The organism is Paenibacillus sp. FSL k6-2145 (assembly GCF_037976585.1).
Taxonomy (GTDB): Bacteria; Bacillota; Bacilli; order Paenibacillales; family Paenibacillaceae; genus Paenibacillus.
Genome location: NZ_CP150267.1, coordinates 221685 through 242140, shown reverse-complemented (window position 1 = coordinate 242140; position 20456 = coordinate 221685). Strand labels below are relative to the sequence as shown.

The window sequence follows — 20456 nt, the reverse complement described above, 5'->3', positions numbered from 1 at the left end:
TATAATAATCAGATAAAATGATTCAAGTGAATACTACCTCGGAGAGGTGATATGCAATGACGGTTGATATACTTGTAAGAAATAATGTTAAGGTACTTGGCTCGGGTAGCCAAACGATTGTATTTGCTCATGGTTTTGGATGCGATCAGGATATGTGGCGTTACATTATTCCAGGTTTTATGGAGAACTACCGTGTGGTGTTGTTTGATTATGTTGGATCTGGCGAATCTCAAATTAACTATTATGATGCTGTCAAATATAGCAACCTTCAAGGATACGCCCAGGATGTGCTGGAAATTATGGAAGCGCTTGAGCTAAAGGACACCATATTTGTCGGGCATTCCGTCAGCAGTATGATTGGTATGCTGGCATCAATTCAGAACCCCAAATATTTCAAACAAATCATTATGTTGGGACCCTCCCCACGTTACGTGAATGATCTGCCGAATTATTATGGGGGTTTTGATCGGAATGATATCGATGAATTGCTTGAGATGATGCAGATGAATTTTATTGGGTGGGCGAGTTATCTGGCACCCATTGTGATGAATAATCCGGAACGGAAAGAGCTGACGGAAGAGTTGGAGAAAAGCTTCTGCTCCAGAGATCCGCATATTGCGAGACAATTTGCCGAGGTGACGTTTTTGTCAGACTGTCGAATTGATCTGGAGCAGGCAACTGTGCCAACATTGATTCTTCAGTGCTCCGATGACAGCATTGCCCCGGTAGAAGTAGGGGATTATTTACACGCTCATCTGAAGAATAGCAGGTTGCAACAGATGACGGCCAAGGGACATTATCCGCATCTAAGTCAACCGGAAGAAACCATCCGAATGATTAAGGATTATTTAACGAGCGCATAAAACGCGAAAGAAAGGCAGTTATTCCATGGATATACAATTAGATCTGGCTCCCTGTGGATACTTCTCTATCTCTGATTCGGGCGTCGTCCAGTCGATTAATCAAACTTTTCTTACGATGCTTGGCTATGAACGTGATGAGCTGATAGGGCAACATATTGAATCGACCATGTCGGTGAGCAACAAGGTGTTTTTCCATACGTATTTCTATCCCTATATCCAGTTATATGGACATGTGGACGAGATGTACTTCACGTTCCGTACCCGTGATCAGCAGGCTGTTCCTGTTCTGCTTAATGGTGTTCGCCAGACTCGTAACGGGGAAAGCGTGGTGGATTGTGTCGTTGTTGTCATGCGTAAGCGAATCGAACATGAGAAGGACATTCTGCATACCAAAACGAAACTACAGGAGCTGTATCAAGCGACGCAAGAAGCGAACAAGGAGCTTGAACGATTACACGAGGAATATAAGATCAAAGAGCAGGCACTCATTAAAGTGAATGATCAGTTGGAGACACTGGCCTCCACCGACCTGTTGACAGGATTGAAGAACCGCAGGTTCTTCCAGGAAAAAATGCTTGAAAGCTTGATGATGTTCCAGGAGAAACAACGTTATTTCTCCCTTCTTGTTGTGGACATTGATCATTTCAAAAGCATTAATGATACGTATGGGCATCCGATCGGAGATCTGGTGCTCGGTAATCTGGCAGGGCTGCTGCAATCGGTATCGCGAAGTACGGATGTGGTTGCACGTTACGGCGGGGAGGAATTTGTGATCATTCTTCCAGATTGTGAAGAGGAGCAGGCGATCGGTATCGCAGAACGATATCGTTCACAGGTTGCTTCAGCCGACTGGGGTGAATATAACATTACTGTGAGTATCGGTGCGGCCACTGTAGTAGAGGAAGATACGGAAAAGACCTTGTTCCAAAGAGCGGACAACGCCCTGTATGTCTCCAAAACCGGAGGACGAAACCGGGTGACACATGCAGCTCAGATGGTAAGAAGTTAAGGATTGGTTTGCATCAAAAAAAAGCGAAAAGGAGCCTGTGCACTGTGAGGGAGATGATCCCACATAGCACAGGCTCCTTTTATTTGTATGGAAATAGGCAGGGCTAATTCCGCTTGAGTAACATCAGATTAACTTTATCGCGGAGCAAGGTAACCATACGCCTTAGCCGGAGAGTTGGCCTGAGGACGAAAATCTTCGCTCAGTTCATCCATAAATGCCGGGTTCACATATATGGAGTGTGCATCATTGCCAGATCCCTTGATGTAGGCGGCGATGCCGGAGTAGGCTTTATTTTTCCAAACCCACAGGGCATCTCCCTGCTCACCTGGTGAGTAATAGACATTATGGTCAAACACATTGCCGGTATTGCTAGTGTATTCGTTGTATATCAGTACTTCCGAGCTGCTCGATACGAGAATGTTATGCATGAACGTATTGTTCTTTGTCCGTGACTGCATGAATAACTGTCCATTGCCAGCATTCAGGGTATCATTCCCCACAAGCGTATTGTACATAATCTTGCTATCCTCGGTAGCTCCTCGTTCCTCGTCATACCCTCCCATGGCAATGCCCGTCAATCTGTTGGAATAAATCAGGTTATCACGTACAGTAATGTTGCTGGTTGAACGTCCGGCATGCTCTGAGGCAATCTCAATTCCGATGTCGCTCAGGTATACCCGGTTCTGGTCGATGATATGATCTTTCCCGCCATCTACGTAGATGCCGCCCGCCGAGTTGGTATCATTGGGCAGGTCTGTACCGTAGGAGGGATTGTTATTGGATGTAATATCGTATACTTCGTTGCCTCGTACAATGCCGTTCCGAGCCTGATCGTACGTGTCGTCCTCGGACGTACCCTCGTACCCGATCAGATCAATACCAATATTGTCGGAATCATGGATGATATTGTCCTGTATGGCAAAGGTATCGACATTACCGTTGATTGCGAGTGATTCGCTTGAACCAAGTGTAAGATCATACAATTCATTATCCTTGATGATGATATTGCGTAATGCTTGAGGGTGCTCTGTGCCATAAATGGCAATACCGTGGGCATCCCTGCCCCGCAAATCGGGACCTTCAGGAGGTGCATAACTAGCAATCGCGTGTATGGTGTTGCCTAACAGCTGAATATGCTCACCTGCTCCGTGGACATAGATCCCGGTTGGAACTTGGCCCCCAAGTGTGGTTGTAAAATTACGAATTTCGAGATTCTGAATCGTGATATAACTGGCATTTTCAATTTCAATCAACCCTTCAATGCCCCGAACAGATAAACCTTTACCATCAATGATAACCTGCTCCTGAGGATAACTTGAAAATAGGGTTGGATTAGCGGAAGAATTACCGCTCTTGGTGATTTTGAATTTCTGATGATACACACCTTCACGCAAATAGATCGTGCTTCCTGGCGAAGCATGGTCGGCTGCGTGCTGCAACGTTTTCCACGGAGATTGAATCGTTCCTTTATTCGAGTCGTTTCCTTGGGGGGATATGTAATGGATGACCTGAGGATCAGACTTTTGAACAGAAGCGGGTTCCTTCATGGAAGATGTATGATTCTGACAACCGGATACGAGCACCATCAGAATCGGAATCATAAGTATAACTACGCGAATCAAATCGTTTCCCCCTTGAATTTAGCTTTGAAGATAGATTATAGCAGATTTGAACGGGTTAATAACCCATGATATGCTCTTATAAAATCAGCGAGGAGACTGCTCATGAATACATTAACGATAGCTGAATTAGTAGATCGGGAGAATCACGCATGGGAAGAACTCAAGGAACTCCTGGATAGTGGGCAAAATACATATGTGTATGTTCCAGCAAAACAAGAGGCTGGAGAGGATACCCTCTATCGTCTGCAAATAAGCACCAAATCCTATTTGGGGGCTGTTGCTTATGAGACAGAAGGTATTGTACTGGACCATGGCTGGATCACGCTGCTTGGTGCGGGTGGTGACAGTACATCGGGGAGTCTCACCAGTTGGAATGGTGTGAGTGAGCAACCTTGGGTAGATGTGCTGGAAGGTATGATGGTCGTTGCATATGATGCGGCAGGCGGTTTCTTCGGACTGGATACAGGCAAGTATGGCCGCACGGGACACATTTATTATTTTGCACCGGATACACTCGAATGGGAATCGACAGAACTGGCATATTCAGGTTTCATCAACTGGCTGGCGAATGGTGATCTGGAGCAGTTCTATCAGACCTTTCGCTGGAAAGGCTGGCAGGAAGATATGTCTCAACTACAGACAGGGCAAGTATTCGCGTATTATCCACCACTTTGGACGCAGGAAGGTGACGGCGAGAGCAGCAGTAAAGCCCCAATTAGCATAATGGAGGCCTGGAAGTTCGCACTGGACGGAAAATAGTTGGCATGCTGCTGTAGGAGGAAATAAGAAAAGTAACCTGTAAGTTCAAGTTCATTGAGTGATCCACTTTGAAAAAACGGCATTTCTGTTCCGAACTAAAACAGGCTCGCGCTTGGCGCGGGCCTGTTTGTTCTGAACTTTAAACCTCAATTATCAATTGTCCAATGTAACAGGTTCAATGCCTAAGCGTGAAGCTCTGCTATGCCAGACGGTCAGACCCAGTGAAACAACGCAGACGAGCAACAGACAAGCATACACCACATGATAAGCTTCCTCGACCGAGACTCCCGGAATGCTGTGTAGCAGCAGCCCACACACGGCTACAGACACCGAACCACCGAAGAACTGAATCAGTTGTAACATGCCCATACCGGAACCTATTTGCGCTTTGGGCAGCACTCGTGAGGCTTCATTATTCAATGAAGCCATGGAGGTAGAGAGTGCCGGGGAGAAAAAGAGATAACCACTGGTAATGATTAGGGCGGATTGATCCAGTCCGAGCATGAATAGGGCAAGCACAGCTGCGAGCAGGATGTGTCCGATGATCATAAATCGCATATTACCATAACGGTCGATCCAACGTCCGACGAAGCGGGTGCAGAATGCTGCAACAATGGCTCCAGGAGCAATCAGCAAACCAATGGCGAGCGAAGAGCGTCCATATAGATCAGCAAGCACAAGTGGCATCAAAAACAGATTGCCCAGATTTACCACCAGCACGCAGAATCCGATAAGGATTAAACGGGTGTATCCTGGTGTTTGGAACACTTGTGGATTTACAAACGGAAGACTTGCTTTCCGAATATACAAGAGGTGTGCAACAAGTGAAATAACACCAATGGCAAACCATAACCAGGACTGCTGGGTGATCGCGACGAGAAGTGTAGTTGCATTAATGACGGTTAGGATGGCGCCAATAACATCAAACGGCTGATCTGTTTTGACGGATTCACGTGGGAGAAAATAGAGTAATACAGGCAGGGCGAGCAGGACAAGCACGGTTATGGCAAAAAGTCCGTTCCAGCCCCAGTACTCGCTAATGAGTCCGCCTACAATGGGGCCAAGTCCAAAAGCCATGGCGCTACCTGATGAGATCAGTGCGATGGCAGCTCCGCGTCGTTCCACCGGAATGTAACGACTCGCAATGACGAGGCCCAGACCGGCCATCACCCCTGCACCCGCAGATTGCAGAATACGTGTCAGCAACAGGATCGCGAAGTTATGCGCGAACAATCCGAGCAATGAAGATAACCCCAGGATTAGGAGTCCAACCGTTAACAGTTTGCGTACCGGAATACGGTCTGACAATCGACTGTAAATCACCGTCGACAGGGCGTAACCAATCGAATAGCTTGAGATAACCCAAGACCCCAGATCTGATGTAATCTTAAGATCATGAATAATGACTGGCAAAGAAACATTGAACATGGTGGTGTTCATCACAACGATGAACAAGCAACACGTCCAGAGTGGCATGACAATTTTATCTTTCACGGTACCATTCCTGTCTTGGGTATGAATATGAATTCGGATTGAGCTTTGATGAAAATGTGATGAAAAGCAATATATCATTTTACACTTCATTTTAATATATGGCAATAATGTCATACTGTATATTGCGCAGTATAAGTGAGATTTAAGAGACGTGGAGTCGGAATTTATAGACTAGTTCCCTGAAATTGGGTAAGATGATGGTTGGATTACATAATCATGTTTTGAAGAGATTTTGAAGGAGACTACAGTATGACTCACTTATTATTAATGTCCCACAGCGTATTTCCGACTCTGGATATGAAGCGAACCGCGCAGTTTTATGAAGAAAAGATGGGCTTCCGGTTGGTCGAATATCTTGATGCCGCGGAACCCCATATCTGCCTGTATCGTGATCTTACCGAGATTATTTTAACCCAAAGCAATGGACAGAAGGTCATTCCCAACAGAGAATTATATGGGTATGGATATGACGCCTATTTTATTACCAAGAACCAGGAAGAGCTTCAACAGGAATTGATCAACGCCGATGTGAAAATCGAACGTGTCCTTAATCACACAGACTATAATAACAAGGAGTTTGTGATCGAGGATATTGATGGACGATGGATCGCTTTTGGCATTAAACAGGGATAATTAGATACAGAAACAGGCGCTCCGATAAGGGGCGCCTGTTTGTGTATACGATATCTGCAGAACTTATGCTGCAGTGACTTGCTTGCCGCGATTGCGAACCCACTTGATGACATCCATCAGAATGACGGCTGTAAGAGCGAGTCCGCCTGCAATGAAGAACTCATTCAAGCCGAATGTATCCGGGATGGCGAAGATGCCGCGAACACCTGGAATCAGTGTGATTGCATAGAGACAGAGACATACCAGAATGGAGCCAAGCACGAATTTATTGGTCATAAAGCCCACCTGGAAGATGGTTTGTGTGTTGGAACGTGCTGCAAATGTTTGCAGACTACGTGCCAGAATCAAGGTTGTGAATGCCATAGCCACACTGATTTCCTCCGAGATGCCAAGTCCGATATATTGGGACACAATAACAGCCGCACCAATAAGGACACCACGTGTAATCACAGCCTGCAGAGTTCCACCTGCGAAGATCCCCTCGTTAATATCACGCGGTTTGCGTCGCATGACATCCGGCTCGGGTTTCTCTGTACCCAAAGCAATGGCAGGCAGGGAGTCGTTCACCAGATTGATGAACAGCAGCTGTAGGGCCGTAAATGGATTAACCCAGCCGACGATCAAGGCAAACAAAATGGCGATAATCGCGCCGAGGTTACCGGCAAACAGGTAGGCGATGGCTTTTTTGATGTTATCAAATACCATCCGTCCAACACTGACCGCATTCACGATGGAGACAAAGTTATCATCCGTCAGAATCATGGCAGCCGCATCCTTGGCGACATCTGTTCCGCTACCCATCGCTACACCGATGTCGGCTTGTTTCAGCGCAGGCGCGTCGTTAACCCCATCTCCGGTCATGGCTGCAACTTTGCCTTTACGCTGCCATGCACGCACAATCCGGATTTTATTCTCAGGTGATACTCTGGCGTATACCGAGATGTGTTCAAGTTGTTGATCCAGTTCTTCATCGGACATTTTGTCCAGTTCGGCTCCGGTAATGGCGAGGTCATCCGGTTCGGCAAGGCCGATATCCACACCGATGGCCTGAGCCGTCGTTTTGTGATCTCCAGTGATCATGATGGTGCGAATGCCCGCTTTTTTGGACTCTTCAATAGAGCCGTATACCGCTTCACGCGGTGGGTCAATCATCGCTGTCAGGCCAACCAGTGTCAGATCATGCTCGTCATCAATGGTGACCTGGTTTTTGTCATCGAATTTTTTGTACGCATAGGCCAGCACACGGAAGGCGCGTTTGGAGAATGCCTCATTTTTCTCTTCAAACTGTGTGCGAATCTCGGGTGTGAGTGGCTGAACTTCTCCGTTGATAAACACATGGCTACAGCGACTGAACAGCACATCCGGTCCACCTTTGGTCAGCAAAGCCGTCTGTCCCTCGAAGGTATGCACCGTACTCATGAGCTTTCGATCCGAGTCAAAAGGAAGCTCAGCTTCACGCGGGAACTGGTCACGGATTTCATTGTAATCCTTGTTCACCCGGTTGCTGAAGGCAATGAGGGCCACTTCGGTTGGATCACCCAGTTCCTTGCCTTCTTGGTTAATATTCGAATCATTGCAGAGCACCGCAATATGTAACAAACGTCGTTCCTCTTCCGACCACTGATCGGGATCATCGGGGAATTCGTCTTTGGTGCCATGGGGAATGTAATAATCGACGACAGTCATCTTATTCTGAGTTAGTGTTCCTGTTTTATCTGTACAGATGATACTGGCAGAACCGAGCGCCTCCACGGCAGGCAGTCTGCGAATGATCGCATGTTGTTTGGCCATCTTATTTGTTCCAAGTGACAATACGATAGTCACAATGGAGGATAACGCCTCAGGAATGGCAGCAACCGCAACAGCTACGGCAAACATCAGTGCATTTACGATGGATGGCCCGATATTCTCCGTACCTTCGGTCAACCATACACGACCGGCTTCAATGCCAAAGATGAGAATCGACAAGCCGAGGATGAAAAAGCCCAGTTTTTTGCTGAAAGATTCCAACTTGCGCTGTAATGGCGTGTTTTTGGCTTCGGCATTTTCAATCAGTTCGGCAATTTTACCGATTTCGGTTTTGAGAGCCGTACCTGTAATGACAAGCATGCCCCGTCCATATACGACGAGTGAGCCACTGAAGGCCATATTGCGACGATCTCCAATAGGAGCTTCATCCGGGATGGTATCGGCGTGTTTCTCCGCAGCTTCCGATTCTCCGGTCAGCATGCCTTCGTTGATTTTCAAACTTCCTGATTCCAGGATACGCCCGTCTGCCGGGACATAATCACCTGCATCCAGCATAACAATATCACCGGGAACGAGTTCTCTTGCTGGAATGGTCTTTTTCTGCCCGTCACGAATGACCTTGGCTTCAGGAGCAGACATTTGTTTCAGCGCGTCGAGCGAGCTCTCGGCTTTTTTGGTCTGAACTACGCTGATTACCGCATTGAGCAAAATAACCAGGAATATGATCAACGATTCAATCAGGTGTCCAAGTACAACCTGTACAGCGGCTGCAATCAGCAGCACGATGACCATCGGATCTTTGAAATTTTCGAGGAACAATTTCCAGACTGGTGTTGCATCTTTACCTTTTAACTCGTTATATCCTTCCGTTTCAAGTCTCTTGGCAGCTTCGGATGTTGTGAGTCCCTTGGAGGAACTCTGCACATCCTGAAGGGTTTCCTCCGCACTGTGTCTGTAATGTTGCAATTGACCAGCTCCTTGAATATTAGATTTCTCTGTGTATTACCCTTACGGGCAAAATCTAGAATCGTTTCATTTCCGTATTTTTTAAAATTATGGATTTATACGTTTTTAGCTGTACACAGTATTTTTCATAATGATCCGAGATATGCCTTTTTTTGAATGTTATTATTTCCAGTTTGGATGATGGTCTAGAGAACTATATTTAGATGTTGGTCAGAAAGTGTGTGCACCATCACACTAGCTCATATCAGGGTCTGTTACGCTATTCCATAACGAACTGCGTTTAATCTAAGTTTGGAGGGGAATCCATATGTTTTGTTATCAATGCGAACAGACGCCGAGTGGCGGGTGTACTGTGGTAGGGGTATGCGGCAAAAACGAAACAATCGCAAGTTTGCAGGATACGATGATTTTTGCGTTAAAAGGCATTGCTGCTTATGCGACACATGCACGCCAGTTGGGATATTCTGATCCTGAGGTGGATCGGATTACACATGAGGCATTATATATGACATTAACGAACTCGAATTTTAATGTACAGGAACATCTGGAGATGGCGATGAAGGTAGGTAATGCAGCAATCCGCATTATGGATGTGTTGGATCGTGCGCACACGGACCGCTTTGGTGTACCGCAACCGATTACGGTTAGCCAGAACCAGATTGAAGGACAGTGCATTGTGGTGACGGGACATAATCTGTATGCATTGGAGGAGTTGCTGCGTCAAACTGAAGGGAAAGGAATCAACATCTATACCCACTCGGAAATGTTGCCTGCGCACGGTTATCCTGCGCTGAAGAAATACGCCCATCTCAAGGGTAATATCGGCAAAGCCTGGTACGATCAAAGAAGACTCTTCGAACAATTCCCGGGTGCTATTCTCGCAACAACGAACTGTGTTATGCCGATCAAAGGCACATATGCAGACCGCTTTTTCTCATACGAAGTGGCGGGTCTGGAGGGTGTTGCCAAAATTACAGAGGATGACTTCTCACCTCTAATTGAACGCGCATTGTCACTGCCTGCGGCTAATGTACAGTCCGAGCAAGTCTTAACGACAGGATACCATCATGAGACCGTGATTGGACTTGCGCCCGAGATTATTCAGGCGGTAAAAGACGGTCATATTCGTCGATTTTTCGTTATTGCAGGTTGTGATGCGCCAGGGAAAGGTGGCAACTACTATCGTGAACTCGCGACATCCTTGCCAAATGATACTGTAATTCTGACGACTTCCTGTGGTAAGTTCCGCTTCAACGATGTGGATTATGGTACGGTTGGAGACACGGGTATACCGCGTTATATCGACTTAGGTCAATGCAATAATTCCGGTTCTACGGTGAAAATTGCTATGGCTTTGGCGGATGCTTTTGGCTGTACCGTGAACGATTTGCCTGTCAGCATCGTCCTGTCCTGGTTTGAGCAAAAAGCAGTTGCGATCCTGCTCGGTCTGTTCAGCCTCGGCATTCAGGACATTCGGATAGGACCGAAACCGCCTGAGTTCATATCGGAAGGTGTCTTGGATGTACTCGTGGATATGTTTGGTCTCAAGTTAATTACAACGGCAGAAGAAGATATGAACGCGATGTTGGCACTGTCTTAGGATGAGGATGTATATTTACGTGCAACACCATCTGATGACTGCGAATGCCGGTTGTGAGTATGAAGAGTATGACTCATAAGTAAAGATGGATAAGAGCCTACATAAGAGTAGGCTTTTTTTGCTTTTTCGACCTTCATAGGTCAATATACCTTGTATAAATGAACATGCAATGTCAGGGAAATTAGTTTTTTTATCCTATTGAAGTTTTTTCATGGAAATGTGTATATAGATAGAGGCATATTAGATCATAACACATCACAAAACACGGGTTTACCGTAATATGAGGAGATCGTACATAATGCATGACACACAGATTGAAGATTGGTTGAAACTCGCAGGTGGCAAGGAGAACATCAAGCTTGTAGAACATGATAAGGGCACAACAACGCTGGTAATAAAGGACAGTACTCAATTGAACATGTCTATTCTTGCTTCCTCAGATGTTGTGGCAGATATTCGGATAACGGGTGAGCAGTGCCATCTGGCAATAAGAGATGAATCTTCACTTATCTACAATACGTTACTGGGTATGGACGCTTGGGAATCGACAAGGACAGCGTTGCAGGAAGCGGGACACACGAAGAAGAACAGATTCTCGATCTTACATTTTGTATCCGATGTGTTCAGGCCCTTGATGCCTGCAATTCTCGGAGCCGCTGTTATTAAAATTATAGTCGCCATTATTGCGTTAATGGATACGTACAGTTCTGCGGACTCTTCAGCATTGATGGACAGCCAGACCTTTACGATCTTCAGGATCATTGGAGACGGTGTATTTTATGTACTGCCTATATTGGTAGCAATCAGCACAGCGTATCGGTTGAAGAGCAACATCTATGTTGCTGCATCGATTGGCGGACTCATGTTTTATCCGGAGATGACGATGCTGATGTCAGGGGAAAAAGAGGTGCATTTCCTGGGTTTGCCACTGGTGTCCCAGCCTGCTTTTTACTCTACGCCCATCTGGGTCATTCTAACGATCTGTGTAGCCGCCTTCTTGGAAAGAGTTGTTGAACGATGTAGTCCAAAATTTTCCAAAGGGATGGTTGCTCCATTCCTGACGTTACTGATTCTTGTTCCGCTAGTATTGATGATTCTTGGTCCAGTCGGCACCTGGATTGATGAACATCTGCCGGAGGCATTGGATACACTAGTAACTAATGCTCCAGTGGTGTCGGTGATGTTACTGGGAGCGGTCTTCTCACTGATGTTAATTACGGGATTACACTACTGGATAATTGCCATCATCATTAATGAAATGGTTATGAATGGTGGTTCTATGGTGATTGCTGCCATGTTAGTGGCGATTGTAGGACAAGCAGGGGCTGCGCTTGCAAACGCTTTGCATTCGAAAGAGCCAGCATCCAGAAGACTTGCTTTCTGGGCAACGGGAACAGCCCTCCTTGGAGTTGTAGAGCCTGCATTGTATGCGGTCAACATGAGAAAAAGATCCTCTTTCTACGCTGCATTGCTGGGTGGAGCTGCGGGTGGACTGTATTTAGGACTGTTATCTGTCAAGGCATTTGCTATGGTGGGGAATCCGAGCTTGGTCAGCCTCCCTCTCTTCATCGAAGAGGGTAGCCTGAATCTGTTACACACATGCATTGGTGTGGTTATTGCTTTCGGTGTCTCAGGTGGACTGACGTATTGGATGGCAAGAAAAGGACAGAAACGGGGACAGGGGTCATCGAAGGCCAGCATTGAGTAATACGTAAAACGTACTTTTGAAAAAGTAGTGTTAAAGTTGTAAGAAAGAGCCTATACCTGATGGTACGGGCTCTTTTGAGTTTTATCTGAATAATACAAGTATGAAATGCTCAGTAGCTGTCCACCATTTTATTCAAGCCATAGCTTGTTGGTTATGGAGTTGTCATGTATTTTGATATAGTGAAACCTATAAATCTGGATTACTAATCCCTTTGAAAGGATAACCTATGTCTGACAACATGGAATGGATTGCGCAATGGAAGTCAACGAATGCACTAAGCAACGCATGGATAACAAAAGGCGAGCTGCATCACTTTCCCAGTCACACCTTGATATTTATCATTGATGGAAAAGCGATCTGGAATATAAATGGACACCGAGTTCACGTCTCCTATGGAGAATTAATTGCGCTTGAAGAGAACTCTGTAATGGAGGTCATTGAAGGTGGCAACCTGGATCTGGCAGGCTGGCATGTTCAGTTCGATACATATTCGGTGCTGCATGATCGACGGGAAGCTGAGAAGTTTGAATGGCGGTTACCGTCAGGAGAGGCGTATCAGAAAGTGCAACTGTCCGGTGGAGGTCTGGCAAGTATCATTCAGCATTGGAGTGAAGTACATACACAGGATCAGAGTGCAGAGAGGGTTGGCCATCAGCATTTGTTATATGAGTTGTTAAGTAATCTATATCGGAAACAGCCGGATAACGAGTTGAAGCCAGAACACGGTATACTTCGCTCCATTGACTATATGCAGCAGCATTATGATCAGGTCATTACACGTACACAGTTAGCTCAGATTGCCGGAATCAGTCCATGGCATTACTCCCGCAAATTTAGCGAGCGATATGGTAAGCCACCTCTGGATTATCTGGCACACTACCGGATCTACCGTGCGCAGGAAGAATTGATATTAACAGCTGCAACCTCACAGGATATTGCCAAAAAGACTGGATTTGAAGATGCTCATTATTTTAGCCGACGCTTCAAACAACTGACTGGCGTATCACCTAAGATATATAGGCAGACGATGACGCAGCGCAAGATCGTATCACTTTCTCCAATCTGTGCAGAAATTATGATTCATCTGGGTGTCATCCCCCATGCCGTAGTGGTCACCCCGATCCTGTTGTCCCCACATCATCATGAACAATTTACAGCGTATGGAGTAGAGATGCTGGAGGTAACACAGTATGAGGTGGAGATAGAACTTGTTCGACAAGTTCAACCGGAGATGTTGATAGGAAACGTATTGACGGAAGAGGTCAAAAGGGAGCTGCGCACAATTGCACCGATTCTAACTGGACTTCATCAAGATGTAGAACCAATGCTCGATCAATTGGCAGTCTGGTTTCTTAAAGAAGAAGAAGCTTATAGACTGCATCAGCAGATGAAACACGAAGTCAGCGTAGCTAAGCAACAGTTGCAACCCATCATCCAATCCGCGGCCACAGTCATGTTGCTGAGGGTAGAAGCGTTTGGTTATCGATATCTGGGTGGGCATTCACACGGGGTATCACACTTGTTATATGAACAGCTTGGATTAACACTGCCGCAAGCACTGGATTCAGGTACAGCCTGGTTTAATCCTTGTTCGCTTGAACTACTGACACAAGCCAATCCCGATTATGTGTTTGTGGAGAAGCGGATCATGCAGCACTTCAGCGCTGAAGAGAATATGAGGAAACTATGGGAGAGTCCGCAATGGAACGAGCTGAAGGCTGTGAAAAATAATCGGGTATTTTACGTAGATACTCACCTGTGGGTAGACGGTCACGGAATTACGGGTCACACTCTGATTCTAAATCAGATCGTTCGCCATCTTACGGAACCTTTTCATGAGAGAGCACAATAATCCAACCGAATACGCACGATATGCTATGGAAGCAACACTTCTTATTTGATACTATTTGATAATAATTATCATTATCAATGTACATAAGGGGCGAAGTATATCATGTCACGAAGATTTAAAGGGTTAGCCATCATGCTGTTGGTGATCAGTATGATGCTGGCGGCATGTTCCGGTGGAACTACTGAAGAGAACGCTACAGCTGGAACAGCAGGTACTCCAACTGAAGGAGCAACGAATACAACAGAAGAAACAGCGACTGAAAGTGGGACTAAGGTGGTGAAGGATCAGTTTGGAGAAGTAACGATTCCAACTCATCCTCAAAATCTGGTTGTGTTTGATTCGATCTATGCCGAGTATCTGATTGAAATGGGTGTTACACCTCAAATCGTTTTGTTAACTCCAGAAGTTGAAGCGGAATACCGCCCTGATTATTTGAAAGAACATGGAGTCCAGATCATTGAAGTTGAGCAATATCAATATAATTATGAGCAGTTGCTTGCGTTGTCACCGGATATGATCCTTGCAGCTGGCGAAGGTATGGAACAGGGCGTATATGATGAATTGTCCAAAATCGCTCCTACAGTGGCACTGGATGCCAACAGTGAAATGAAACGTGCTATGCCAAAGCTGGCTGCCATATTTGACAAGACCGAAGAATCTGCCAAAGTACTGGCTGAATTTGATGAGAAAGCCTCACAAGCGAAAGAGAAAATCGCGGCAGCCCTGGGAGACAAGACCGTATTGGTTCTCCGGGTAGAGCACAATCGTTACCGTTTCATGGGTCCCAAAGGAGGAAGCAGCAGTGTTTTCTTCTATGATATCCTGGGTCTGAATAGCCCTGAAGCGATCAAAGACTCTACAGATTGGTTTAGCCAGTTCTCACTGGAGTTTTTGCCTGAGATGAATCCGGATTATATTTTTCTGGAAGATAGAACCCTCGTAGGTTATGACACGAAGAAATCCATGGAAGATCTGAAAGCAAGCCAGGTGTGGTCGAATCTGGAGGCTGTGAAGAATGATCATGTCTTCCCGTTGAAGACAAGCCAATTCGTATCCGGTGTGGGTCCGATTGGATCTGTAAAATTGATGGACTATGTTGTTGAAAAGTTGGTGCCTTAAATGACAACGGAGACACAATTAGACATCTACGATATTACGATCATTGGTGGTGGGCCTGCTGGCATGTATGCCTCATTTTATAGTGGTATGAGAGCCATGCGTACCAAGATCATCGAAGCCAAGCAGGAACTGGGTGGATTCATGCGTACGTACCCGGAGAAGCTGATCTGGGATGTGGGCGGGATTGATCCGATTCGCTGTGAGAAGCTGATTGAATCGCTGGAGAGACAGGCGAGAACGTTCGATCCAACGATTGTATTTGGGCAGGAAATAGCCGAGCTTGAACGACGTGAGGATGGTGTATTTGTACTCATTTCCAAAACAGGCGAACGTCATTACACACGTACCATCCTGTTATGTGCGGGCAGAGGCATGACCCAGGTGCAAAAGCTGGATGTCGAGGGTGCCAATCGGTATGAGCTGACAAATCTGCACTATACCGTAACTGATCTATCTCGATTTGCCGGGAAGCGTGTTCTGATCTCAGGCGGCGGCGATTCCGCAGTCGACTGGGCGAATGAAATAGGCAAGATCGCAAGTGAAGTTACAGTAGCACACAGACGTCATGAATTTACCGGACATGAGTCGCCTGTTGCTCAGATGAAAGCTCAAGCCAACGTCATGACGCCATATACTATCTCTCGCTTATACGGTAAAGGTGATAAAATCGATCGTGTCGAGTTGGCCCATGTAGAAACCGATGAGATCACACATGTCGAAGTGGATGAAGTTGTTGTAAGCCATGGGTATGATCGTGATTTTGGTAACCTCGTGCAATGGGGGCTAGCGCGTGAAGACTACGGCGTATCTGTTGATCAGCGCATGCGTACCAACATTCCAGGCATATTCGGAGCAGGTGACTTTATCACTTATGGAAGCAAAGTCAGGCTGATCGCAGGTGCTTTTAACGATGCGGTGCTCGCCGTCAACAGCGCCAAGACGTATCTGGAACCTGCTGCTTCCGATATGGCAGGTGTATCCTCTCACAATGCCCGGTTCTATGAGAAAAACAAAGCACTATTGTAAAATAAGAAGAACCTGTGCGAAAGGGATAAGCATAGCAAAAGCCAGTCAAACATCGAGAATATCTCGTGTTCGACTGGCTTTTTTATCTGCATTTTATATTGAAAATGGGTCTATACATTCATGTTATAGACTGGATTCATAGACCGATTTTCTCATTATGGGCACTAAAATTTTCTAATTTATAGTTAATAGTCTATGCCCCTTGTGATGGATACACATAGTATGGGGAGAAATATCACGGAGGTGAGTTCATTGTTAAATCGTCATGGAAAACGCATTTGTAGACGTAAATTTAAACAAAGCATGCATTGTCGTGTTAAGGTTAAGGTGGTAAAGGTTAGACCTAAGGTTGTTGTTAATGCACCGCAAGGCGCTCAAGGAACTTCTGGACCAATAGGACCGATAGGTCCAAAAGGGGCAACTGGCGCTCAAGGGATACCGGGACCACAAGGACCGATAGGTCTCAGAGGAGCGACCGGTGCTCAAGGGATACCGGGACCACAAGGACTGCAAGGGATTCCGGGTATACAAGGGCCAGTCGGGCCAGCAGGCGCGCTCGGAGCAGTGGGTCCGGTAGGTCCCGTAGGTCCAGTAGGAGCAGTAGGAGCAACAGGTCCGGCCGGTCCAGTTGGGGCCGGAATATCCGATTTCCTAAGTGTTTTCCGAGCAGACCCTGGCACAGGCACAGACACAGTACCTGGCAACTCACCAATAACTTTAACCGGGGTTTTGGCTAATGTTGGAGGTGCATTCACTTTTGTGCCGCCGTCCTCAACGATAACAATCAATGAAACAGGAAGTTACTTGATCTCTTTTAGCATTCATAATCAGGGCAATGCGGATTTCAACCTCACGGTAAATGGAACGCCCATAACACCTGTGCCATTCACAGGTAATGGAGGTGGACCTATATCTGCTGAAGTTATTGTTACGGTTACAACGGTTCCGACGACGATCCAGCTGGTAAATGCGAATGCAACTCCTGCACAGTTGCATAACAATCTAAATACCACTGTGACCATTCTAAAACTGACTCCTTAATTCGGATTCTCAATATAGTCTATGTCAGCATAAAAATAAAAGTTTATGTGTTTTATCCAGTCAATAAGTCTATTTATTCAAAAAGATAGTCTGATTTATCGGGGGCTTGAGAGTGGCGGGACGATGACATTAAAGGGCATCGCCGCTACTCTCTCCGTTTTCGAAGCTAAGCTCCCCAAGTCTGGGTAAAAGAATCACGGTGCTAGTAGCTACCGAAGGTATGGGGGCACTAAGATTACGACCGTCTTTATGTTCAAGCTGGACAAGATACTTAAGCAAGTGGATAGTTACTTTTTAGCTCTGCATAAGGACGGATACGATTTTTTCATCCAAATTGATGAGGATGGCTATTCGGATGGAATGTTTGAAGAGTATGTCTTTGGTTATGGGGCACTGTACTTGCTTGCCAATTCAGTGAATGTAGATGGACAGATCCCATCGCCGGATTTTGGCAGTACTCGTAGATTGAAAATAAAACCAACATAAGTTGTCCATGTTGTTGATTAACATCTGGGGAATAAACAGATCCATACTTAGCTATCGGTTATCCCACAAAAGCCTGTCCATTTGCTGATTGAAAGAGCTTTCATTTCATCCGTATACTAAAGGTGTTAGCAGGTTGGGTGTCATAATGAGGCATTCATCGTAATAGGAAAGGATGATATGAAATGGGCAGATTAACTGGAAAAGTTGCAATTATAACCGGTGCCGCCAGTGGAATGGGATTGGCAGGTATTCAATTATTTGCAAGAGAAGGAGCCAAGGTAGTGGCTACCGATGTGGCGATCGAAGCTTTGGAGGAACAGGTTAAACAGATCGTAGCTGGTGGCGGGGAAGCCATTGCGTTGAAGCTGGATGTATCCAGTCCAGAGTCCTGGAACGCTGTTGTGGAAGAAACCGTATCGAAATTCGGAAAAATAGATATTCTGGTCAACAATGCCGGAATTCATATGGCCAAAGGCATTTTGGAAGCTGAGCTAGAGGATTGGGACAAGGTTATGTCCATTAATGGTACAGGTGTATGGCTCGGCATGAAGGCAGTCATTCCTTATATGCAGAAGAATGGACAAGGTTCCATCGTTAATACCTCTTCCATAGCAGCAATCATTGGTGGAATAGCAGATGCCCAGGGCGCAGCTTATAGTGCTTCCAAGGGATCTGTACGTTCATTGACCAAACACGGGGCACAGTGGTTTGCCAAAGACAATATTCGTGTGAACTCCGTACATCCGGGTGCTGTGTTTACAGGGATGGTGGAGAAAGCAGGCATCAAATCCCAGGTGGAGATGGGGGAGAATTACAAAAATCTTGCTCCACTGCCTCCACATGCTGGTGAATCTATGGATATTGCTTACGCCTACCTGTTTTTGGCATCTGATGAATCCAAATTCATTACAGGTGTTGAGTTGCCTGTAGATGGTGGCTGGATCAGCAACTAATTAAAATAAATGTTTCGACATGATAAAGAGGTACTGTATCTCAAGCTTCAGGGGAGACAGTACCTCTTTTTAAGAGCAGATCCCACTACAGAGTCATGGCATAACTTTATCTTGATGGACTCGTTGCAGAATGGAGATTAGACCGATAAATCTCTTGGGAACGGTTCATGCGTGTGAATTCCAACAGTTGTTCAGCCATATAGGAGGCGCTGTATTTGAAGTTGCTTTTCACCCAACTCGTAACTAAACCAAGAACGGCATTAGCCTGATAACAGGCGAGAAGTTCCTTATCCAACCGTGGATCAGGTGACAGATCGGTCACATCCTCCAGATACAAGTTCTTAAGTGTTATATAGAGTGTATCCCTGAAATCCAGTAGCACGTTAGAATTAACCAGCAATGTATAGAAGGAGGCATGAGCCAGCACATGGTCGAAAATTTGAATTGCTGAGGCGTTAAGGTCCTTAATATCGAAATCTCGGAAATGCTGATAGGGTGCTCGATAGGCTAATTTTAAATCGTCAATCACGTCATTTAACAATTCATCAAACAGGTCTTCTTTGTATACATAATGCTTGTAAAATGTGCTGCGGTTCAAATCGGCGGATTTGACAATATCGGTGATGGTTATACTGGCCAATGGCTTACGGGACATCCATTCCAGAAGGGCTGACTTCAGAGCATGTTTGGATTTGTGTACTCTTCGATCGGTGTCAGATACAGATGGAGACTTAAACATATACACAACCTCCCTTACTTATCAATGATACAGTGCACAGGCAGCAGATTACGCTTACTACAATACAAAAATGTGAATATATGGTGACTTTGGTGTCGTAAACTGTCCGTATCACTGTGTTCTACCTTATAATAAACCAAAACGGACGAGGAGATGGACTCCAGATGAAAAAACAAATATGGATCATTGCAGGTATTGCAGCTGTGATTGTAATCGGAACCTATCTGTTTGCAAGTAATACGGGCAAGGAAGAGGCGGGTACAGCCAATGCGCCCAACATCCGAAAATTGGTGGAAGATATCAGCACAGGAAAAGAGACACCCGAATCTGCCTCCATCAATGCCAAACAGTTAATCGTAACCGATCAAGATAAAAAGACCACTACATACGATTTGCCTGAAAATGAATTTTTCCTTTCCATTGCACCCTATGTGGATCAGACCCATCCCTGTGCAATTCATAGCTTGACCGGTTGTCAGGGGGAAATGAGCAATAAGGAATTCAGTGTTACCATTCACGATTCTCAAGGCAACACTTTTATGAAAGATGAAGTGATGAAGTCTGGTGCGAACGGATTTATGGATTTTTGGGTGCCTAGAGACAGAACCTATCTGATTCGTATTGTTCGAGATGGAAAGGTTGCGGAAACGCAATTGTCTACATACGAAAATGATAATACATGCATCACTACGATGCAGTTGAGTTAATGCAAACAGCAAACAGTAGAAGGGAAGGATGGCTTTTGAGCTCTCCCTTTCCTTTTTTATTTCATAAAAGAAAGGGAATAAGGTACTTTCCATTGACAAAAATCCATTCCTACGGCATAATCCAATAGTG

Annotated in this window: 17 protein-coding genes; 13 read left to right on the top strand and 4 right to left on the bottom strand. The window is 45.6% G+C overall.

Features of this window, described 5'->3' with window-relative positions; genetic code table 11:
* Positions 1-56: 56 nt before the first annotated feature.
* Both NZ043_RS01040 and NZ043_RS01035 read left to right on the top strand, forming a co-directional pair.
* Positions 57-863 carry an alpha/beta hydrolase gene (locus NZ043_RS01040; RefSeq protein ID WP_091028120.1) on the top strand — a complete coding sequence of 269 codons (807 nt, stop codon included), beginning with the start codon at positions 57-59 and terminating at the stop codon, positions 861-863.
* 25 nt (positions 864-888) lie between these two features.
* On the top strand, positions 889-1872 hold the full coding sequence (locus NZ043_RS01035; protein ID WP_133385718.1) for a sensor domain-containing diguanylate cyclase: 984 nt from the start codon (positions 889-891) through the stop codon (positions 1870-1872).
* 134 nt (positions 1873-2006) lie between these two features.
* Here the strand turns inward: NZ043_RS01035 and NZ043_RS01030 are convergent, their stop codons facing one another.
* Positions 2007-3494, bottom strand: coding sequence for a DUF5123 domain-containing protein (locus NZ043_RS01030; protein ID WP_339310260.1), 1488 nt, complete (start codon positions 3492-3494; stop codon positions 2007-2009).
* Positions 3495-3596: 102 nt separating this feature from the next.
* Here NZ043_RS01030 and NZ043_RS01025 point away from each other — a divergent pair, with 102 nt between their 5' ends.
* A complete protein-coding gene (locus NZ043_RS01025) occupies positions 3597-4253 on the top strand; it encodes a DUF2625 domain-containing protein (protein WP_017687085.1) in 657 nt (218 codons plus the stop codon).
* Positions 4254-4406: 153 nt separating this feature from the next.
* Here the strand turns inward: NZ043_RS01025 and NZ043_RS01020 are convergent, their stop codons facing one another.
* On the bottom strand, positions 4407-5747 hold the full coding sequence (locus tag NZ043_RS01020; protein ID WP_339310257.1) for an MFS transporter: 1341 nt from the start codon (positions 5745-5747) through the stop codon (positions 4407-4409).
* Between the two features lie 249 nt (positions 5748-5996).
* Between NZ043_RS01020 and NZ043_RS01015 the strand changes: the two genes are divergently transcribed.
* Positions 5997-6380 carry a VOC family protein gene (locus NZ043_RS01015; protein WP_339310255.1) on the top strand — a complete coding sequence of 128 codons (384 nt, stop codon included), beginning with the start codon at positions 5997-5999 and terminating at the stop codon, positions 6378-6380.
* Positions 6381-6443: 63 nt separating this feature from the next.
* Here NZ043_RS01015 and NZ043_RS01010 read toward each other — a convergent pair whose 3' ends face one another.
* On the bottom strand, positions 6444-9095 hold the full coding sequence (locus NZ043_RS01010; RefSeq protein ID WP_339310253.1) for a cation-translocating P-type ATPase: 2652 nt from the start codon (positions 9093-9095) through the stop codon (positions 6444-6446).
* Between the two features lie 307 nt (positions 9096-9402).
* On the opposite strand from NZ043_RS01010, the gene hcp reads away from it, so the two are divergent.
* The 8 genes from hcp (at position 9403) to NZ043_RS00970 (ending at position 18880) form a co-directional block, all read left to right on the top strand.
* Complete coding sequence (gene hcp / locus NZ043_RS01005; RefSeq protein ID WP_091028135.1) at positions 9403-10695, top strand: hydroxylamine reductase; 1293 nt, start codon at positions 9403-9405, stop codon at positions 10693-10695.
* Between the two features lie 298 nt (positions 10696-10993).
* On the top strand, positions 10994-12403 hold the full coding sequence (locus NZ043_RS01000; RefSeq protein WP_339310250.1) for a PTS transporter subunit EIIC: 1410 nt from the start codon (positions 10994-10996) through the stop codon (positions 12401-12403).
* A gap of 226 nt (positions 12404-12629) precedes the next feature.
* Positions 12630-14255: a helix-turn-helix domain-containing protein gene (locus NZ043_RS00995; RefSeq protein WP_133385713.1), complete on the top strand. Its 1626-nt coding sequence runs from the start codon at positions 12630-12632 to the stop codon at positions 14253-14255.
* Between the two features lie 102 nt (positions 14256-14357).
* Positions 14358-15374: an ABC transporter substrate-binding protein gene (locus NZ043_RS00990; protein WP_249912063.1), complete on the top strand. Its 1017-nt coding sequence runs from the start codon at positions 14358-14360 to the stop codon at positions 15372-15374.
* Entirely contained in the window at positions 15375-16400 is a 1026-nt protein-coding gene (locus NZ043_RS00985) for an NAD(P)/FAD-dependent oxidoreductase (RefSeq protein ID WP_339310247.1), read from the top strand. It abuts the gene before it with no gap.
* Between the two features lie 303 nt (positions 16401-16703).
* Positions 16704-17441, top strand: a complete 738-nt coding sequence (locus NZ043_RS00980; RefSeq protein WP_339312611.1) for a collagen-like protein — start codon at positions 16704-16706, stop codon at positions 17439-17441.
* A 279-nt stretch (positions 17442-17720) separates the two neighbouring features.
* Positions 17721-17927, top strand: a complete 207-nt coding sequence (locus NZ043_RS00975) for a hypothetical protein (RefSeq protein WP_143023550.1) — start codon at positions 17721-17723, stop codon at positions 17925-17927.
* A 182-nt stretch (positions 17928-18109) separates the two neighbouring features.
* A complete protein-coding gene (locus tag NZ043_RS00970; RefSeq protein WP_091028148.1) occupies positions 18110-18880 on the top strand; it encodes a glucose 1-dehydrogenase in 771 nt (256 codons plus the stop codon).
* Positions 18881-18986: 106 nt separating this feature from the next.
* On the opposite strand, the gene NZ043_RS00965 is transcribed toward NZ043_RS00970, so the two are convergent.
* Positions 18987-19619, bottom strand: a complete 633-nt coding sequence (locus NZ043_RS00965; RefSeq protein WP_091028151.1) for a TetR/AcrR family transcriptional regulator — start codon at positions 19617-19619, stop codon at positions 18987-18989.
* A gap of 164 nt (positions 19620-19783) precedes the next feature.
* Here NZ043_RS00965 and NZ043_RS00960 point away from each other — a divergent pair, with 164 nt between their 5' ends.
* The gene (locus NZ043_RS00960) at positions 19784-20326 is read left to right on the top strand and encodes a CueP family metal-binding protein (protein ID WP_249912067.1); all 543 of its coding nucleotides are present in this window, start codon (positions 19784-19786) and stop codon (positions 20324-20326) included.
* Positions 20327-20456 lie beyond the last annotated feature (130 nt).

Coding starts and splice junctions, on each gene's coding strand:
- NZ043_RS01035 (WP_133385718.1), top strand. CDS start 889: ATGGATATACAATTAGATCTGGCTCCCTGTGGATACTTCTCTATCTCT.
- NZ043_RS01000 (WP_339310250.1), top strand. CDS start 10,994: ATGCATGACACACAGATTGAAGATTGGTTGAAACTCGCAGGTGGCAAG.
- NZ043_RS00970 (WP_091028148.1), top strand. CDS start 18,110: ATGGGCAGATTAACTGGAAAAGTTGCAATTATAACCGGTGCCGCCAGT.
- NZ043_RS00980 (WP_339312611.1), top strand. CDS start 16,704: ATGCATTGTCGTGTTAAGGTTAAGGTGGTAAAGGTTAGACCTAAGGTT.
- NZ043_RS01025 (WP_017687085.1), top strand. CDS start 3,597: ATGAATACATTAACGATAGCTGAATTAGTAGATCGGGAGAATCACGCA.
- NZ043_RS00960 (WP_249912067.1), top strand. CDS start 19,784: ATGAAAAAACAAATATGGATCATTGCAGGTATTGCAGCTGTGATTGTA.
- NZ043_RS00995 (WP_133385713.1), top strand. CDS start 12,630: ATGTCTGACAACATGGAATGGATTGCGCAATGGAAGTCAACGAATGCA.
- NZ043_RS00965 (WP_091028151.1), bottom strand. CDS start 19,619: ATGTTTAAGTCTCCATCTGTATCTGACACCGATCGAAGAGTACACAAA.
- NZ043_RS00990 (WP_249912063.1), top strand. CDS start 14,358: ATGTCACGAAGATTTAAAGGGTTAGCCATCATGCTGTTGGTGATCAGT.
- NZ043_RS01040 (WP_091028120.1), top strand. CDS start 57: ATGACGGTTGATATACTTGTAAGAAATAATGTTAAGGTACTTGGCTCG.
- NZ043_RS00985 (WP_339310247.1), top strand. CDS start 15,375: ATGACAACGGAGACACAATTAGACATCTACGATATTACGATCATTGGT.
- hcp (WP_091028135.1), top strand. CDS start 9,403: ATGTTTTGTTATCAATGCGAACAGACGCCGAGTGGCGGGTGTACTGTG.
- NZ043_RS01015 (WP_339310255.1), top strand. CDS start 5,997: ATGACTCACTTATTATTAATGTCCCACAGCGTATTTCCGACTCTGGAT.